Origin of the sequence: Lacinutrix iliipiscaria, from assembly GCF_042686125.1 — a bacterium.
Taxonomy (GTDB): Bacteria; Bacteroidota; Bacteroidia; order Flavobacteriales; family Flavobacteriaceae; genus Oceanihabitans; species Oceanihabitans iliipiscarium.
Genome location: NZ_JBHUOV010000001.1, coordinates 857,954 through 875,060, shown reverse-complemented (window position 1 = coordinate 875,060; position 17,107 = coordinate 857,954). Strand labels below are relative to the sequence as shown.

Genomic DNA, 17,107 nt, shown 5'->3' with positions numbered 1-17,107 from the left:
AGTTAAATATTAAAACGGAAGGTCATCGTCACCTTCTTCTACCAATGGCTCACTAACTTGAGGTTGAGATGCCTGTGGTTTTTGTGTCGCTGGTGTGAGATGACTTCCAGCTTGACTTTCATTTTTAGTGGTTAAAAAAGTAAAGTCGTTACATTGTATTTCAGTTGAATAACGATCATTGCCACTATCATCCTGCCATTTTCTAGTCTTAATTCTTCCTTCTATATAAACTTTATCGCCTTTACTTAAGTATTTTTCACAAATTTCTGCAGCCTTATTTCTTACAACAATATTATGCCATTCCGTATTTGTAATACGTTCATTCGTTTGTTTATTGGTATAAGTTTCATTGGTAGCTAATGGAAAACGACCAATACAGCCTCCACCATCAAAATAATGCATTTTAACTTCATCGCCTAAATGCCCAATTAGCATCACTTTGTTTAATGTTCCTGACATGATATGTGGTTTAATTTATTTTGCAAAATTAAGCTTTTGCAATTGATAAACTTAAAATTAATAAAAAAATATGATTCTAGCTAAAGCATTAAAAATTAAAGGCTTCAATAAAATTTGAAAGTAATACAGGCACTGGATAATCTCTAATTTTTTCAATTAAAATGCTCTGCTTTGGAAGATGCTCAATTTCAACTATCCAAAACTTTGTGTGTAAATGTTGGTGTGATAGTTTATGAATAATGTCCTCCTTATTAAACAATGACAATCTATCGTATCCATTATTTGTAATAGGAAATGTTTTAAGATGGCTTTTCATCTCATTATACTTAATACTGGACTGGGTTTCAACTAGAGGGAATTGATACAAATTTTGCCAAATTCCGCGTTGAGTTCTTTTCTCTAGAATAGTTTTATTATCGTGACTTATAAACACTAAAAAATTAAAATGCTTTTTGGAAACCCTTGTCTTTTTTACTTTTACTGGTAAGTTAGCAATACTATTATTTATATAGGCTTGACAATCATTTTGCAATGGACAAACACTACAATCAGGACTTTTAGGTTTACATTGTCTAGAGCCAAAATCCATAATAGCCTGATTAAACTCAGCAGGATTATTTTTATCAATGAGTTGCTGAGCCAAAGCTTTAAACTCTTTTTGTCCTATAGAAGAGTTAATAGGTGTTTTAACTCCAAAATATCTAGAGAGTACTCTATAAACATTCCCATCAACTACAGCACATACTTCATCAAAACAAATAGAAGCAATAGCACTAGCGGTATAATCTCCAACTCCTTTAAGTTTTAATAGCGCTTTATAATTATCAGGAAACCTTCCGCTTAACTCCTTAACAATATATTGTGCTGTTGTGTGCAAATTTCTTGCTCTAGAATAATAACCAAGACCTTGCCATAGTTTTAAAACAGCACTTTCTTTAGCATTTGCAAGATCGAAAATAGTTGGATAATTAGACACAAAAACTTCATAATAAGGCAAGCCCTGATTAACTTGGGTTTGTTGTAAAATAATTTCAGACAACCATATATGGTATGGATTTTTTGTTCTTCTCCATGGTAAATCACGCTTATTAACTGAATACCAATCTGTTAAAGTTTTTGTTATTGTCATTAAATTTATATAATAAGTGCAAAAATAAACGTTTATTAGGTTAAATTTTAATGAATTAGGTTTGAAATATTGAATTTTTAATTCCTATATTTGCATCCCTTAATAACAGATTATAAATTAAAAATAGCAAAAAATGACGAAGGCTGATTTAGTAGCAAAAATTTCTGAGAAATTAGGAATTGAAAAAGGAGATGTTCAAGCAACTGTTGAAACATTTATGGATGAAGTAAAAACATCTTTAGAAAGTGGAGATAATGTTTATTTAAGAGGTTTTGGAAGTTTTATTATTAAAACGAGAGCTGAAAAAACTGGAAGAAATATTTCTAAGAATACAACGATTAAAATACCTGCACATAATATCCCTGCATTTAAACCTGCAAAGGTATTTGTTGAAGGTGTAAAGACTAATGTAGACGTTAAGTAAAACGCTAAATAAAATATTAATTTAAAAAAAAAGACAACTTATGCCAAGTGGTAAAAAACGCAAAAGACACAAGGTTGCTACGCATAAGCGTAAAAAAAGAAGACGCGCAAATCGTCACAAAAAGAAAAAATAAATTAAAAAAGTAGTTATAAACTACTTTTTTAATTTATAGAAAAAACGTTCTTTGAAATGAGTTCTTATTCCTACGTAAAACCTTGCGTAATTAGAGCTCCATGGATTTAAAAATCCTGTGAAATGCCTTAATAAAAAATTAATCTTGATTTATTTTAAGATCAATTAAGGCGTTAGACTAACAATGAGATGATTTTTATTGTTAGAAAAAAATAATGTATAATCCATCTGTACTTAATTGTATGGATAAAAATTAACTAAATGGATAAAGAATTGATCATTAGATCTAGTTCAAGTCATGTTGATTTTGCCTTATTAAAAGATGGAAAACTTATTGAATTACATAAAGATGAAGGTGGTAACAACTTTTCTGTTGGTGATGTGTTTATAGCCAAAATAAGAAAAGCTGTTCCAGGTCTAAATGCTGCATTTGTTAATGTAGGTTATGAAAAAGATGCATTTCTGCATTATCATGATTTAGGACCTAAATTACCTTCCCTTTTAAAATTCACAAAACGTGTAAGCACAGGTAAACTAAATGATTTTTCATTAAAAAATTTCCCATTTGAAAAAGATATTGATAAAAACGGTAGCATTGCTAACGCCATAAAATCAAATCAATCGCTATTAGTACAAATAGTAAAAGAACCTATATCTACTAAAGGCCCTAGAATAAGCTCTGAGCTTTCTATTGCTGGAAGATATATTGTTTTAGTTCCTTTTTCTGACCGCATTTCTATTTCACAAAAAATAGATAGTAAAGAAGAAAAAGAACGATTAAAACGTTTGGTTAAAAGTATAACGCCAAAAGGATTTGGTGTTATTATTCGTACTGTAGCAGAAGGCAAAAAAGTAGCTGAACTAGATAAAGATTTACAAAATTTGCTAGGTCGTTGGACCGCAATGTGTAAAAAGCTACATAAAGCACATCATCCAAGTAAAGTATTAGGAGAAATGAACAAAGCTTCTTCTATTTTACGAGACATATTTAATGATTCCTTTACAGGAATCCATGTTGATGATGAAGAGCTTTACATTCAAATTAAAGATTATGTGCAAGAAATTGCACCAAAAAAAGAATCAATAGTTAAATTGTATCAGTCAAAAGTTCCAATTTTTGAAAAATTCGGAATCGAAAGACAAATTAAAACCTCTTTTGGAAAAACTGTTTCTATGGCAAAAGGAGCTTATTTAGTAATTGAACATACTGAAGCGCTTCATGTTATTGATGTAAACAGTGGAAATCGATCTAACAAAGCAAATTCACAAGAGGATACTGCACTTGAAGTTAATTTAATTTCAGCTACAGAAATGGCCAGACAATTACGTTTACGTGATATGGGAGGCATTATTGTAGTCGATTTTATTGACTTGAATTCTGCTGAAAACAGAAAAAAGCTTTACAATCATTTACGAGATGAAATGAAAGATGATAGAGCGAAACATAAAATACTCCCTCCAAGTAAATTTGGATTGATACAAATCACAAGACAAAGGGTGCGCCCAGAAATGAATATTAAAACCCGTGAGGAAAATCCTGACAGTATTAATGGTTCTGAAGTTGAGGCTCCAATTGGTATTTTATCAAAAATCAATCTTGATCTTGAACAACTATTTAAAAAAGACTATAAAAAGTTGACTTTAAACACACATCCTTTTATAGCAGCCTATTTAACAAAAGGCTTTCCATCGATACGTTCAAAATGGTTTTTTGAACACAAGAAATGGGTGAAAATTTTACCAAGAGATGCTTACACATATTTAGAATATCATTTTTTTGACAAAGATGGTAATCAAATTAAATAATTAAAAAAGCCTTACTTTAAAAAAAGTAAGGCTTTTTATTTTTATATAAAGTAATTTTTATTTACTATTCACTAACTGGACCACCACTAACAATAATAAATTCACTACGTCTGTTTAATTGATGCTCTTCTTCTGTACATGCATTCCCACAATTAACAGCTAATTCACTCTCTCCTTTTCCTAAACCAGAAATACGAGAGGCATCAATACCTTTTGAAATAACATATTGTACAGTCGTTTTTGCTCTTCTATCTGATAACCTTTCATTATATGAAGCAGAACCACGACTATCTGTATGTGAGGTCGCATTAATAACCATCTCAGGATACTTATTCATGATTTGTATTAATTTGTCTAACTCGAATGCCGCTTTTGCAGTAACATTAGATTTATCAAAATCAAAATAAATTGGGTTTAGTTCTACTTTACCATCAACAATTAGTTTATCAATTGGATCAAGCGCTAAAGCTACAGCTACTTCTTCTTCATCTGTACCTTCAATAGCTATTTTATTACTTTCGTAATCTACTTTAGCTGCTTCTAATTCTGTGTCTGTATCACATTCAACCATATATTCAACAATACCTTCAGCATCACTCATTTTTGAAGCTAATTTATTGCCTTCACTATCGTATAAGGTTGTAGATGCATCTGCTAAAGGTTCTCCAGTTTTATTATCTGTAATGGTAGCAACGATTAACACATCACATAATGGTTGTAATTTCTTAATTGCGTAAATATCATCACTTCCTAAGCCTCCTTCTCTATTAGAAGACACAAAACCTTCTCCAGATTCTTCATTTAAACTGAATGCGAAATCATCTGCATTACTATTTACTGGAACGCCTACATTACGCACTGGAGTCATTTTTCCATCAACTTCTCTTGAAAAGAATACATCAAGTCCACCTAACCCTAAATGGCCATCAGATGAAAAATAAAGCGTGCCATTATCACTTAGGTATGCAAACCTTTCATTTCCTTCTGTATTAATTTTTTGACCTAGATTTTGAGGCTCTCCAACCGTTCCATCAGCATTTACAGAAACTTTGTAAATATCGAATAAACCATAACCTCCAGGCATATCTGATTGAAAGTAAAGCGTTTTACCATCTGCACTCATAGACGGATTACTTACACTATAATTTGGACTATTAAGATGAAGAGGTTCTACATTTCTCCAAGTATCTCCATCTAAAGAGGCTTTATATAGGTGCAATACACTAAATTTTGTGTTTGAAATACTATCTTTTTCAAATTCATTTTCAAAGAAACTTTCTCTTGAAAAATACATTGTTTTTGAATCTGGGCTAAAAGTTACAGATCCTTCATGGTATTTCGTATTGATATCACCTTCTATTAATTCAGCTTCCATGTATGTTCCATCGGTTAATACACTAGAGACATAAATATCTAAAAACGGTTGGTCGTTCCAACCATAATTACGTCTTGAACTATTTCTTGCTGAAGTAAAATAAAATTCATTATTATTTACAATTCCACCAAAATCAGAGTTTTCAGAATTAATACTTAAGTTTTGGATGTTGAATTTTTTTCCTTTTTCTAAGATTTTAGGAAGGTAATCTGGATTAGAATTAAAAGCAATAGATCTGTCGTCTCCAGGGCGTAATGCTGCAAATTTTTTCATTTGAGCATTAGAATCTTCATACTTCCCGTTTGCTTTAAGCATTTGAGAATATTGATAAATTGTTTCTGGATTTTGTGAAGATTCTAAAACCTTAGAATACCATCTTTCAGCTTCAACAGTGCTAAAAATCATACGATTTGCTTCTGCTAATTGAGAATAAACGTATTCATCTGCTTTCCCTTTTTCAATCAATTTAGTATACGCATCAATCGCATCAATGTATTCAAGTCGATCAAAATATTTATCGGCTGTTCTAGTGTCTTTATTTTGAGCAGTTAAACTGAAGCTACTCAATAATAGTAATGTTAAAAATATTTTTAAGTTTTTCATTTTATTTAGCTTAACTGATTAGAAATAACGAGGTGAACGCGATACACGTCTTGGAAACGAAATATCAAAATTAATAAACACCTCATGAGATGAAGTCGTTACATAATTTAAATCCGATTGAATGCTATCATAAGCATAACCAACTCTTAGATTAGGTGTAACCATAAAGTTTATCATTCCGCTAAACGAATCCTCTAAACGATAACCAACTCCTAGTTCTACAAAATCATACATAAATAAGTTTGCATTGATGTCAAAACTTAAAGGTGCTTTAAACGCCGTTTTTAATAACCCATGTGGTTTTAATTTAAAATTTTCAGAGAGATTAAAAACGTAACCTAATGCAGCAAATAGATGTTGGGTTTCAGAACCTATTTTTGTACCTCCAGCATCTAAATGAGTTGCGTTTAAAATGTTAGGCACTGAAACTGACACATAGTATTTATTTGGTTTATAAAAATAAACTCCAGCTCCTACATTTGGTGTAACTTCATCAATATTTTCAGCGAAAAAAGGATCTCCAGCATCAATCACCACAATATCATTTTCACTAATCCCTATTTTATGAAAAGTAGCTCCTGCTTTAACACCAAAGGCTAACTTGGTTTCTGCTCCTAAGGATAACGTATAAGAAAAATCTGCATATGCATTTGTTTCTCTTACTGGCCCTATTTCATCACTAATTAATGATAATCCTAAACCTACTTTTTTTCCTACAGGTGAATGAATAGCAAGTGTTCCTGTTTTAGGCGCACCTTCTAATCCAACCCATTGGCTTCTGTATAACATTCCAATAGCGACACCTTCGAAGGAGCCAGCATATGCTGGGTTGACGACATTCATGTTATACATATATTGTGTATACTGCGGATCTTGTTGTGCTTGCATTTGATAAGCCAACAGGAAAACGAGAATTATATATATTTTTTTCATTATTTATTAGTTGTGTTAGTTTACTTATTAATATATACCCAAGATGATTTTGTTTTATTTCCTTGATATTCCATAACATAAAAATATGTTCCTACTGGCAATTCTTTACCATCATCAGTTTGACCATACCATTCGTTTGTATAATTTGTTTTAGAATATACTTTGATACCATGTCTGTTAAATATTTCTAAACGGCTTACATTATATCCTGATAAGTCAAAATTATCATTATAACTGTCATTATTTGGTGAAATAGCTTGAGGGATTAGACAGTTAATGCTATTTACTAAGACCGTATTTGTTTCAACACAACCTTCTGCACTAGTGACTTCTACAACATAGTTGTATGAACTTCCAGCCATTGGAGGTGTAAATATACTTGGAGATATTACAAATACATTGTCTCCAATAGTATTCGTTTGTAATACTGAATTCATATCATCATATAAAACATACGTTGCGGTATTCGGGTCATAAGAATTGCCTGTTGGATTAACAGTTAATTCGAAAATGGCTCCATTACAATCGCCTACAACAGTAAAATCAAACACACTAGTAAGTATTGTTATCATTTGAGTACTAGAGCTAGTACAAGTTCCAGCTGACGTATATTCTACAGTATAGGTTGTCCCAGGTATTCCACCTGTAATTGTCCCTGTTGAGCTATCAATAACAGCTCCATCTGTTGGCACAGGATTAAAAGCAAACGTTCCTCCAGCATCTCCTGTTACTGTAGCAGTTCCACCATCACAATTTGCTGTCATAGTAAATGAAGCGTCATCTTCTGGTAATACTGTTACTGTTTGCGAACTTGTTGTTGGGCAAGTTCCTGCTGTTGTATAATCTACAGTATAAGTAGTTCCTGCTGTTCCAGCGGTTACTGTTCCTGTAGTTGAATCTATCATTGCTCCATCAGTTGGTACAGGATTAAAAGTAAACGTTCCTCCAGAATCTCCAGTTATTGTAGCTGTACCACCATCACAAGTTGCTGTCATGGTAAATGACGCATCATCTTCTGGTAGAGCCGTTACGGTTTGCGTACTTGTTGCAGAACAGGTTCCACCAGTAGTATATTCCACAGTATAAGTAGTTCCTGCTGTTCCAGCAGTTACTGTTCCTGTAGATGAATCTATCATCGCACCATCAGTTGGCACAGGATTAAAAGCAAATGTTCCTCCTGTATCTCCTGTTATAGTTGCAGTACCTCCATCACATGTTGCTGTCATAGTAAATGAAGCATCATCTTCTAGTAATAAGGTCACATCTAAACTTGTTGTTAAACAACCTCCAAGTAATGTATATTCAACAGTATACATAGCTCCTGCCGTACCTCCAGTAATGGTTCCAGTAGATGAATCAATTACCGCTCCATCTGTTGGTACAGGGTTTAATGCAAAGGTTCCTCCAGCTGCTCCCATTACAGAAATAGTTCCACCATCACAATCTGCAGTAAAAGTTAATACTGGTTCTACAGGAGTTAGGCTAATATCATCAATAGCTAAATCATTTCCACAACCACTAGCTCCTTGATTCAATAGAACAAGTTGTACCTCAGTATTTGTTAAGGTATTAAAGGTTAACTGGAATTCTTGCCAATTAGGGTTTGCTTCATTTTGAATATCTCCAGTATTAACATCTGAAATAAGCGTCCCTGAAGCATCTTCAATTCTAAACGTCACATTAGAAGGCACTCCAGTACCTGGACAAATGAAAGTATCTGTATCATATACAGTTGTTATCCATGCACTAAAATTGTATTCTGTATTTTCAGTAACAAATATTGATCTTCTATAAAACTCCCCACTTACAGCGGAAGCATTGACAACAAACATAAGACCATCTGTATCTCCAACAGTGTGATCTTCCATGTCATGCCATCCAGTATTAAGATCGGAAGCATTATTATTAATTGCATATTCTCCGTCATCTACTTGTGTTACACCATTGAATGTGTAAGTTGTATACGGTGTTGGTTCTCTATCTGTTCCTGTTCCAAAATCTTCAACAAATGCACCTCCATCTAAAAGGGTATTTAATGTTTGGGTTGACGTACTTGGACATGTTCCGTTAGTCGTGTACTCAATAGTATATGAAGCACCTGGAGTTCCTCCAGTTACAGTTCCTGTATCTGGGTCTATTACGGCCCCATCAGCTGGCACTGGATTAAATGCAAATGTTCCACCAGGCACACCTGTGACTGTTGCAGTACCTCCATCACATGCTGGTGATACTGTAAATGATGAGTCATCTTCAGGCAATACAGTTACAGTCTCTGTACTAGCCGCTGGGCAAGTAGAAGACGCTGAAACAACATATTGAACACTATATGTTTCACCTGGAGTTCCTCCAGTTATTGTTCCTGTATCTGGGTCTATCGTTGCTGCATCTGCAGGAGCTGGGTCAAAATCAAATGTTCCACCAGGTGTTCCAGTAATGGTAGCTGTCGCTCCATCGCATGTTGGTGTTAAAGTAAATGAAGCATCATCAGATCCATCACCTAAAACTTCAACAACAACATCATCAGTTATTGTCGCTGTTCCTCCAGTACATAGTTCATATGTTACAGACGCAGTATACGTTGTTGTTACAGTTGGTTCAACAGTAATTGTTTCGGTATTACCTAAGGAAGTCGCTCCATCAAACCATTCAAAAGTATAAAGAGGTGTCCCTTCAGAAGGTGCAAAGCGCCATGATTCAGGCTCTGTTATAGACCAGCTTCCTGTATTTCTACCAGGAGCTGTAAAAGCTTCAGTTCCAGCAACATTTTGAACACCAATCACTGCATTTCCATTATTCCATCCTGGGCAGGTTGGTTTATCAAAAACATTAATATCTATATTATTTGATGATTCATATAAAATTATCTGACTACTAGACATTAATTCATTACAGCTAAAATGGCATACATTAGTGTAGTTAACTACAAACTGTCTATAAGGCGCAGAACCTACAACTAAATAATTAATGTCACCACATACACTAGGGTCTATATCATGACCAACGCCAAATATTTGTCCCTGAGCTAAAGCATCATCTGTATTATTTGGTAAAGGATCATTAAATCCCCAATCGTTAAATCCTCCTGCGTTTCCTATTTCAAAAGATAAGACTCCATTAGAACCGACAAGGATTTGACTATAAACATCTCCAAAGAAACAAAACTCAAAGCCAATTTCTAATACTTCAGACCATGTGTCATCTATATTAAGGCTGGTTGGTGTACCACCAACTGTTACAGGTGTAGGACAGGTTTCAAGACCATTAATAATATAAGTACTCGTATCTTGCCCAAACAAATGAAAGTTTGCTGTTAAATCTGTTGCAGTATCATCACAATCTACAGTTGCATCTTCACCTGCATATATAATAGAACATGGATTTGGTGGTGGAGGACAAATAAACGTTAGTCCACTACTCACATTTACGCAATTTGCGTCATCCGTATTTTCAGTAGTTACAACAACTACAGTATTCGCGGCATAAGGTCCGAAAACAATAACTCCAGTAGTTGTAGTTGTTTGTGGTGCACTACCTTGATCATCTGTGATAGTTAATGATGTTGCATCACCTAAATCTGTAATATCTACTTCCACAACAAATTCTGGATTATCAGGATCGGTTTCACAATCGCCTATAGTATTATAACTTACTGTTTGAGGCAAACATGAGCTACACCATACATCGAAATCCCATGGAATATATCCACTAGTTTGACAACTTCCAACACCATCAGATTCAATTAATATTGTTAATGAGTCTCCTGTTGTTGTAAATGACAACCCAGTTAAATCACCACCATTATCTCCTTCATAAATCAATGAACCATCTGCATCAAGGATTTGTATAGAATCCCAAAAATCTTCGATTTCACCTGAGTTAAATAGAATATTTAGAGGATAACCATTAGAGCTTTGAAAGTTAAATATTTCAACAAATACATCATTAACCCCATTTTCATAACAGTACGTAGTATTAACGACTTCTCCACTATCGCAATCAACAATAACATTAGGATCAGGTCTGGTTGTAAAGCTTTCTTCTATACATCCAGTTGCTGGCCCATTATCGTTATAAGGTGTAATGGTTACATAATAAGTTGTTTCATAATCTAAAGTTCCTGGATCATAAGTTAATACATTACCTACATCAACATTATCTGCTACATCTGTACCTCCTGGAGTTGTTCCAATAGACACAAAATAACCTGTAACTATAACGCTAGCAGGTGTCCAGTTTAGGTCATCATTTTCATTAATATCTATAGCTCCATCTAATGGTGAAGTTAAAGATGCATTACAGTTAGGTATAGCTGTTGTATCTACACAAGAGACATCAAAATCCCAAGGTGCATTTCCAGTACTACCACAACTTACACTTGTATCTGCGTCTAATAAGATTGTTAAAGAATCACCAGTTGTTACAAACGACAAGCCTGTAAGATCATTATCAAGAGTCGTATCACTTAAAAATATAGTTGATCCATCTGAGTCTAGAATTTGGATAAAGTCGCAACAATCTTCAAGGTATCCTGAATTAAAAAATATTGATAATGGTGATCCATCTGAACTCTGAAAGTTAAATAATTCTATAAAAGTATTGTCGCCATTTTCATAACAAAACACAGTGTTAATCACTTCGTTAATAGAGCAATCGACTATTTGATTTGGATCAGGTCTAGTGGTAAAGCTTTCTTCTATACAACCAGTTGCAGAACCATTATCGTTATAAGGTGTAATAGTTACATAATATGTTGTTTCATAATCTAAAGTTCCTGGGTCGTATGTAGTTACATTACCTACATCAACATTATCTGCAATATCCGTACCTCCTGGAGTTGTTCCAATAGATACAAAATATCCAGTAACCAAAATAGTGGCAGGTGACCAGTTAATGTCATCATTTTCATTTATGCCTATATCTCCATCTAAAGGTGCTGTTAAAACTGCATTACAGTTTGGTAGTTGAGTTGTGTCAACACAAGAGACATCAAAATCCCAAGGTGCATTTCCAGTACTACCACAACTTACACTTGTATCTGCATCTAATAAGATCGTTAAAGAATCGCCAGTTGTTATAAATGATAATCCTGTAAGGTCATTACCAAGAGTTGTATCACTTAAAAATATAGTTGATCCATCTGAGTCTAGAATTTGGATAAAATCACAACAATCTTCAAGGTATCCTGAATTAAAAACTATTGATAGTGGTGATCCATCTGAACTTTGAAAGTTAAATAATTCTAAAAAAGTATTGTCGCCATTTTCATAGCAAAATACAGTGTTAATCACTTCGTTAATAGAGCAATCGACTATTTGATTTGGATCATCTCTAGTTGTAAAGCTTTCTTCATTACAGTTAATTGCTGAACCGTTATCATTATATGGTGTGATGGTTACATAATAATCTGTTTCATAATCTAAAGTTCCTGGATCGTAAGTTGTAGCTAATCCTACATCAACATTGTCTGCAACATCTGTACCTCCTGGAGTTGTACCAATAGACACAAAATATCCAGTAACTAAAATTGACGCTGGGCTCCAAGTTAAATCTTCATTTACCCCAACATCTAGAGCACCATTCGCTGGAGATATTAAAGCAGCATTACAATTTGGTAAAGCTGTTGTATCTACACAAGACACATCAAAATCTAAAGGAATAAATGCATTAGATGCACAACTTTGCGAAACATCGCTATTAAGTTCAACATATAAGAAGCCAGATAGTGCAATATGTGAAACACCAGTCATATCGGCTAAGCCATCACTAAATAATATCGTTCCAGTATCATCTATACCATCATAAATAGTAATATCGTCACAGCAAGTTTCAAATTGACCTGCATTAAAGAAAATATTCAATGGCGAACCATCTGAACTTTGAAAATTCCAAGTCATTGTATCATTATTGTCATAACAGTACACTGTATTAATTGGTGTACCTGCAGCACAGTCTACTGGTGCATTTGGATCTGCTCCTGTAGTGAATGACCATTCTGGGCAATCTATCGCTGGACCATTTGCATTAAAAGGAATAACACTTACATAATATGTAGTTGAGTATTCTAAAGTTGGCAAGTCATAAGTTGTAGAAAGTCCTGCATTAACATTGTCTGCTATATCTGTACCTCCAGATGTTGTTCCAACAACTACAGTGTATCCTGTAGGGATATTTGTTGCGGCACTCCATTCTAAATCTGAATTTATTGACACTCCTGTACTTCCATCAGTTGGTGCAATTAAATTGACACAAGATGGTGGACCGACAACAACTTGAGTTGCAGAAATATTATCTAAATAAATATAATAAGAACCTGCTTCCCACTCAGCATCAATTCGTAATTTAAAGTCCGAGCCAATTGGCAAGCTTGCAGCTGGAACTATAGTTGTCCAATTTGCACAGGTATCAGAAGTGACATGATTGTCATCATCAATCACCTCAACATCAATCCAAACACCTCCATCATTTGTAGAGTACTGAATCGTCATTTGTCCCCATCCTGGTGCTGTTGCATCTATAGCTTCAGACCAATCAACAACTTTATAATCGAAAGCAATAGTTAAGTCGGTACCATTAGATTGACCAACAATGTTTGGTGAAGTTAAATGTGCCGTGTCGTTATTTAAATCTAAATTAACACGTTGTGAAAAACCATCACAAACTTGCACTACTGCACCAAAATAATCTCCTGGATCTGATGTCCAACCAGCTGGTAATACTAGTCCTCCATCAAAATTTTCTACTAATCCTACTTGAGAAAATCCGACTAAAGACATAAACCCAAATAGAAGAGAAAGTGTAATTTTTTTCATTTTATTAAATAAGGTTAGTTATTAAAAATTTTTTTTAATTATTAATTTTAGGTTAATGCACTAAAAAACAAATTATTATGGGGAGTTTAATTTGCTTATTATAATATTACCAAAAGGCTGGTAATATTTTTAAAAACCTAAATTATAAAAAAAGATTATGCTTAATAAATTAACTGTGCTTTAATAGACTAAATGCACTTATCAACGACAAAATGTTAATAAAAATTAACATTTGTTAGTTTGAAAAAAAAGAGAGCCTAAGGCGCAGGGTTAGGAATGGTATTATGAACAGATTTAATACTATTTATTAAGTTATCGTCTAGTTCTATTGCAATACTATTTATATTTTCTTTCAATTGCGACATAGTCGTTGCACCAATGATATTACTGGTTACAAATGGTTGTTGTGTCACAAATGCCAAGGCCATTTGCGCTAAACTCATATTGTTTGCTTCTGCAATTTTTAAATATTGCTTTGTAGCTTCAGTAGATTGCTTTGAACTATATCGAGCAAAGCGAGGAAAAAGTTTTAATCTTGAGTTTTCTGCTGCAGTCCCTTTTATATACTTTCCTGAAAGCACTCCAAAAGCCATAGGAGAATATGCGAGTAAGCCAATATTTTCTCGAATCGCTATTTCTGCCATGTCGCCTTCAAAAACTCTATTTAATAATGAATAAGCATTTTGAATTGTTATCATTCGTGGTAAGTTATTCATTTTTGATTCTTCTAAGTAACGCATTGTTGCCCAAGCTTTCTCGTTAGAAATTCCTATCTGACGTATTTTACCTTCTTTAATTACACCATCAAGCGTGTGTAGAATTTCATTAAAATTATCTTGCCATTGCTCGTTGGAATCATGCGCATAGTCACGAACTCCAAAAGTATTAGTCTGTCGTTCTGGCCAATGCAATTGATATAAGTCTATATAATCTGTTTGCAAGCGTTTTAAACTTTGGTTCACTGCATCTTTTATTGCTTCTGGACTAAAGCCATTGGTTCTAATATGTGCTGTATAGTCTCCAGTTCCAGCAATTTTAGATCCTAAAACAATTTTATCTCTATTTCCTGTTTTTTTAAACCATCGTCCTATGATACGCTCTGTATCTGCATACTTTTCTGCTGTTGCAGGAACAGGATATAATTCTGCAGTATCAAAAAAATTAATACCTTGATCTAAAGCATAATTCATTTGTTCAAACCCTTCTTCTTGGGTGTTTTGATTTCCCCAAGTCATAGTTCCTAGACACAATTTACTGACTTTAATATTGGTATTTGGAAGTGTAGTGTATTTCATTTTGGGTGTTTAGGTGTTTAGGTGTTTAGGTGTTTAGGTGTTTAGGTGTTTAGGTGTTTAGGTGTTTAGGTGTTTAGGTGTTTAGGTGTTTAGGTGTTTAGGTGTTTAGGTGTTTAGGTGTTTAGGTGTTTAGGTGTTTAGGTGAAATTAAATATTATCATACAACTTAACAACTTTTCAACTCACAACTCATCAATTTTATAAGTAGAACCTTCTTTTTCTTTACAAAACCATTATTGTTTTGTTGCGTTAGCGATTGAACACTTGTTGGAGCTCTTTTTATAAAAAAGCGACTTGTGAAAGCGCGGCCCTCTGAAGCTTTAAAAGCGAAAGAGGGAACGCCCTAAAAAATTATATCTCGTTTAAAAGCTTAGTGACCTCATCAAGTTTTGGTGTTAAAATCACTTCAATCCGACGGTTTTTTGCTTTGCCTTCTGTGGTTTCGTTACTCGCAATTGGCGAAAATTCGCCGCGTCCAGCTGCTGTTAAATTCTCTGGGTTGATAGCCTGATTTTCCTGTAAAATATTCACTATAGCTGTGGCGCGCTTAGTGGATAAATCCCAATTTCCTGAGATTTGAGAAGTTCCTGTGTAAGGAACATTATCTGTATGACCTTCAATTAAAACGGCAATTTCTGGATTATCCCCAAGTACGGTTCCTAATTGTTGAACCGCTTTTTTTCCTTGTGTACCAACAGCCCAGCTACCAGATTCAAATAAAAGTTTGTTTTCCATAGACACATATACTTTGCCGTCACGTTGTTCTACAGTTAAGCCTTTGCCTTCAAAATCTGTGAGTGCTTTAGAAATTGCATTTTTTAATTGTGTCATCGCTGCGTCTTTGGCGGCAATTGTATGTTCTAATTCGGCTACTCGATTTGAACGTTCTTCTAGTTCCTTTTTTAGATTTTCTAATCTAGAATTTTCTGCCGCAAGTGCTTGTTCTTTAGCTTCTAATTGTGCTAACAGTTCTCTGTTTTTTCTTGAGTTCTCTGCTATAGATGCTGAACTGTTTTTCTCAAGCGCATCGTATGATGCTTTTAAATTAGCTAGATTGGTTTTAGCGGCATTATAATCTGCTTGGTATTTATCGCGATTAGCAACGGCTTCATTATAGTCGTTTTGCAGTTTATCTAATTCATTTTGTGTTTTGTTTTTAGCATTTAATAAGGCTTCATTTTCGTCAGAAAGCTTACGGTTTTCTTTTTTTAGATACGCATACTTACTTTCTAAATCTTTATACACTTTTGGCGATACACATGAAGCACTTATAAGTGTTACTAGGACTAAAATTGAAATTTTTTTCATTCTATAATTTTGATTTGAGGTTTATTAATTTTCTATTTCGACTAAAACTGGGCAGTGATCACTATGGACCGCTTCTTGAAGGATAACGCTTCGTTTTATTTTTTCTTGTAAAGGGTTTGAAACCATCGTATAGTCTAGTCGCCAGCCTTTATTATTTGCTCTTGCATTGGCGCGATAACTCCACCAACTATACTCTTGTTTTGTAGGATGTAAATATCTAAATGCGTCAATAAATCCGCTATCTATAAACCGCCCAATCCATTCACGTTCTACAGGTAAAAATCCTGAAACATTTTTCATTTTAGGATTATGAATATCAATTTCTTCATGGCAAATATTATAATCGCCACAAATGATAAGATTAGGAATATCTTTTTTTAATGCATTAATATAATCTTGAAACATTGCCATATAATCTAGCTTATGTTGTAATCTTAAATCGTTAGTTCCAGAAGGCAAATACAAACTCATTATTGAAACACCGTCAAAATCGACACGAAGGTTTCGGCCTTCAACATCCATAGATTCAATTCCTGTGCCATATTCAATATGATTTGGTTTCGTTTTACTTAATATAGTAACACCACTATAGCCTTTTTTTTGAGCAGAAAACCAATAGTTATAAGTATATCCAGCTTCAATAAATATATTTAAATCGAGCTGCTCTTCCATCGCTTTTATTTCCTGCAAACAAATTACGTCTGGGTTAGCTGCTTTAAGCCAATCTGCAAAGCCTTTGTTTACTGCTGCGCGAATGCCATTAACATTATATGAAATGATTTGCATATTGTTCGGTTTGAATTTCAGCTAAAATAAATAATGCTTTACATTTAC

The 17,107-nt window shown here is 33.9% G+C and carries 10 protein-coding genes; 2 read left to right on the top strand and 8 right to left on the bottom strand.

The window, feature by feature from the left end:
- Positions 1 to 9: 9 nt before the first annotated feature.
- Both ACFS5M_RS03835 and mutY read right to left on the bottom strand, forming a co-directional pair.
- The gene (locus tag ACFS5M_RS03835) at positions 10 to 459 is read right to left on the bottom strand and encodes a single-stranded DNA-binding protein (protein ID WP_183485991.1); all 450 of its coding nucleotides are present in this window, start codon (positions 457 to 459) and stop codon (positions 10 to 12) included.
- Positions 460 to 547: 88 nt separating this feature from the next.
- Positions 548 to 1,588, bottom strand: coding sequence for an A/G-specific adenine glycosylase (gene mutY, locus ACFS5M_RS03830; RefSeq protein ID WP_183485989.1), 1,041 nt, complete (start codon positions 1,586 to 1,588; stop codon positions 548 to 550).
- Between the two features lie 133 nt (positions 1,589 to 1,721).
- Here mutY and ACFS5M_RS03825 point away from each other — a divergent pair, with 133 nt between their 5' ends.
- Together ACFS5M_RS03825 and ACFS5M_RS03820 are read left to right on the top strand one after the other, a co-directional pair.
- Complete coding sequence (locus ACFS5M_RS03825; RefSeq protein ID WP_044626974.1) at positions 1,722 to 2,012, top strand: HU family DNA-binding protein; 291 nt, start codon at positions 1,722 to 1,724, stop codon at positions 2,010 to 2,012.
- Positions 2,013 to 2,405: 393 nt separating this feature from the next.
- Positions 2,406 to 3,950 carry an Rne/Rng family ribonuclease gene (locus ACFS5M_RS03820; RefSeq protein WP_183485987.1) on the top strand — a complete coding sequence of 515 codons (1,545 nt, stop codon included), beginning with the start codon at positions 2,406 to 2,408 and terminating at the stop codon, positions 3,948 to 3,950.
- Positions 3,951 to 4,014: 64 nt separating this feature from the next.
- Here the strand turns inward: ACFS5M_RS03820 and ACFS5M_RS03815 are convergent, their stop codons facing one another.
- The 6 genes from ACFS5M_RS03815 to ACFS5M_RS03790 all read right to left on the bottom strand — a co-directional run bounded on the left by ACFS5M_RS03815 (position 4,015) and on the right by ACFS5M_RS03790 (position 17,059).
- The gene (locus ACFS5M_RS03815) at positions 4,015 to 5,928 is read right to left on the bottom strand and encodes an OmpA family protein (RefSeq protein ID WP_183485985.1); all 1,914 of its coding nucleotides are present in this window, start codon (positions 5,926 to 5,928) and stop codon (positions 4,015 to 4,017) included.
- Positions 5,929 to 5,946: 18 nt separating this feature from the next.
- A complete protein-coding gene (locus tag ACFS5M_RS03810; RefSeq protein WP_183485983.1) occupies positions 5,947 to 6,861 on the bottom strand; it encodes a PorP/SprF family type IX secretion system membrane protein in 915 nt (304 codons plus the stop codon).
- A gap of 20 nt (positions 6,862 to 6,881) precedes the next feature.
- Positions 6,882 to 13,670 (bottom strand): T9SS type B sorting domain-containing protein, encoded by a 6,789-nt coding sequence (locus tag ACFS5M_RS03805; protein ID WP_183485981.1) that lies wholly within the window; start codon positions 13,668 to 13,670, stop codon positions 6,882 to 6,884.
- 257 nt (positions 13,671 to 13,927) lie between these two features.
- A complete protein-coding gene (locus ACFS5M_RS03800) occupies positions 13,928 to 14,965 on the bottom strand; it encodes an aldo/keto reductase (RefSeq protein WP_183485978.1) in 1,038 nt (345 codons plus the stop codon).
- A 351-nt stretch (positions 14,966 to 15,316) separates the two neighbouring features.
- A complete protein-coding gene (locus tag ACFS5M_RS03795) occupies positions 15,317 to 16,273 on the bottom strand; it encodes an OmpA/MotB family protein (protein WP_183485975.1) in 957 nt (318 codons plus the stop codon).
- A gap of 24 nt (positions 16,274 to 16,297) precedes the next feature.
- Positions 16,298 to 17,059, bottom strand: coding sequence for an exodeoxyribonuclease III (locus ACFS5M_RS03790; RefSeq protein ID WP_183485972.1), 762 nt, complete (start codon positions 17,057 to 17,059; stop codon positions 16,298 to 16,300).
- Positions 17,060 to 17,107 lie beyond the last annotated feature (48 nt).

Coding starts and splice junctions, on each gene's coding strand:
- ACFS5M_RS03825 (WP_044626974.1), top strand. CDS start 1,722: ATGACGAAGGCTGATTTAGTAGCAAAAATTTCTGAGAAATTAGGAATT.
- ACFS5M_RS03835 (WP_183485991.1), bottom strand. CDS start 459: ATGTCAGGAACATTAAACAAAGTGATGCTAATTGGGCATTTAGGCGAT.
- ACFS5M_RS03815 (WP_183485985.1), bottom strand. CDS start 5,928: ATGAAAAACTTAAAAATATTTTTAACATTACTATTATTGAGTAGCTTC.
- ACFS5M_RS03800 (WP_183485978.1), bottom strand. CDS start 14,965: ATGAAATACACTACACTTCCAAATACCAATATTAAAGTCAGTAAATTG.
- ACFS5M_RS03810 (WP_183485983.1), bottom strand. CDS start 6,861: ATGAAAAAAATATATATAATTCTCGTTTTCCTGTTGGCTTATCAAATG.
- ACFS5M_RS03805 (WP_183485981.1), bottom strand. CDS start 13,670: ATGAAAAAAATTACACTTTCTCTTCTATTTGGGTTTATGTCTTTAGTC.
- mutY (WP_183485989.1), bottom strand. CDS start 1,588: ATGACAATAACAAAAACTTTAACAGATTGGTATTCAGTTAATAAGCGT.
- ACFS5M_RS03820 (WP_183485987.1), top strand. CDS start 2,406: ATGGATAAAGAATTGATCATTAGATCTAGTTCAAGTCATGTTGATTTT.
- ACFS5M_RS03795 (WP_183485975.1), bottom strand. CDS start 16,273: ATGAAAAAAATTTCAATTTTAGTCCTAGTAACACTTATAAGTGCTTCA.
- ACFS5M_RS03790 (WP_183485972.1), bottom strand. CDS start 17,059: ATGCAAATCATTTCATATAATGTTAATGGCATTCGCGCAGCAGTAAAC.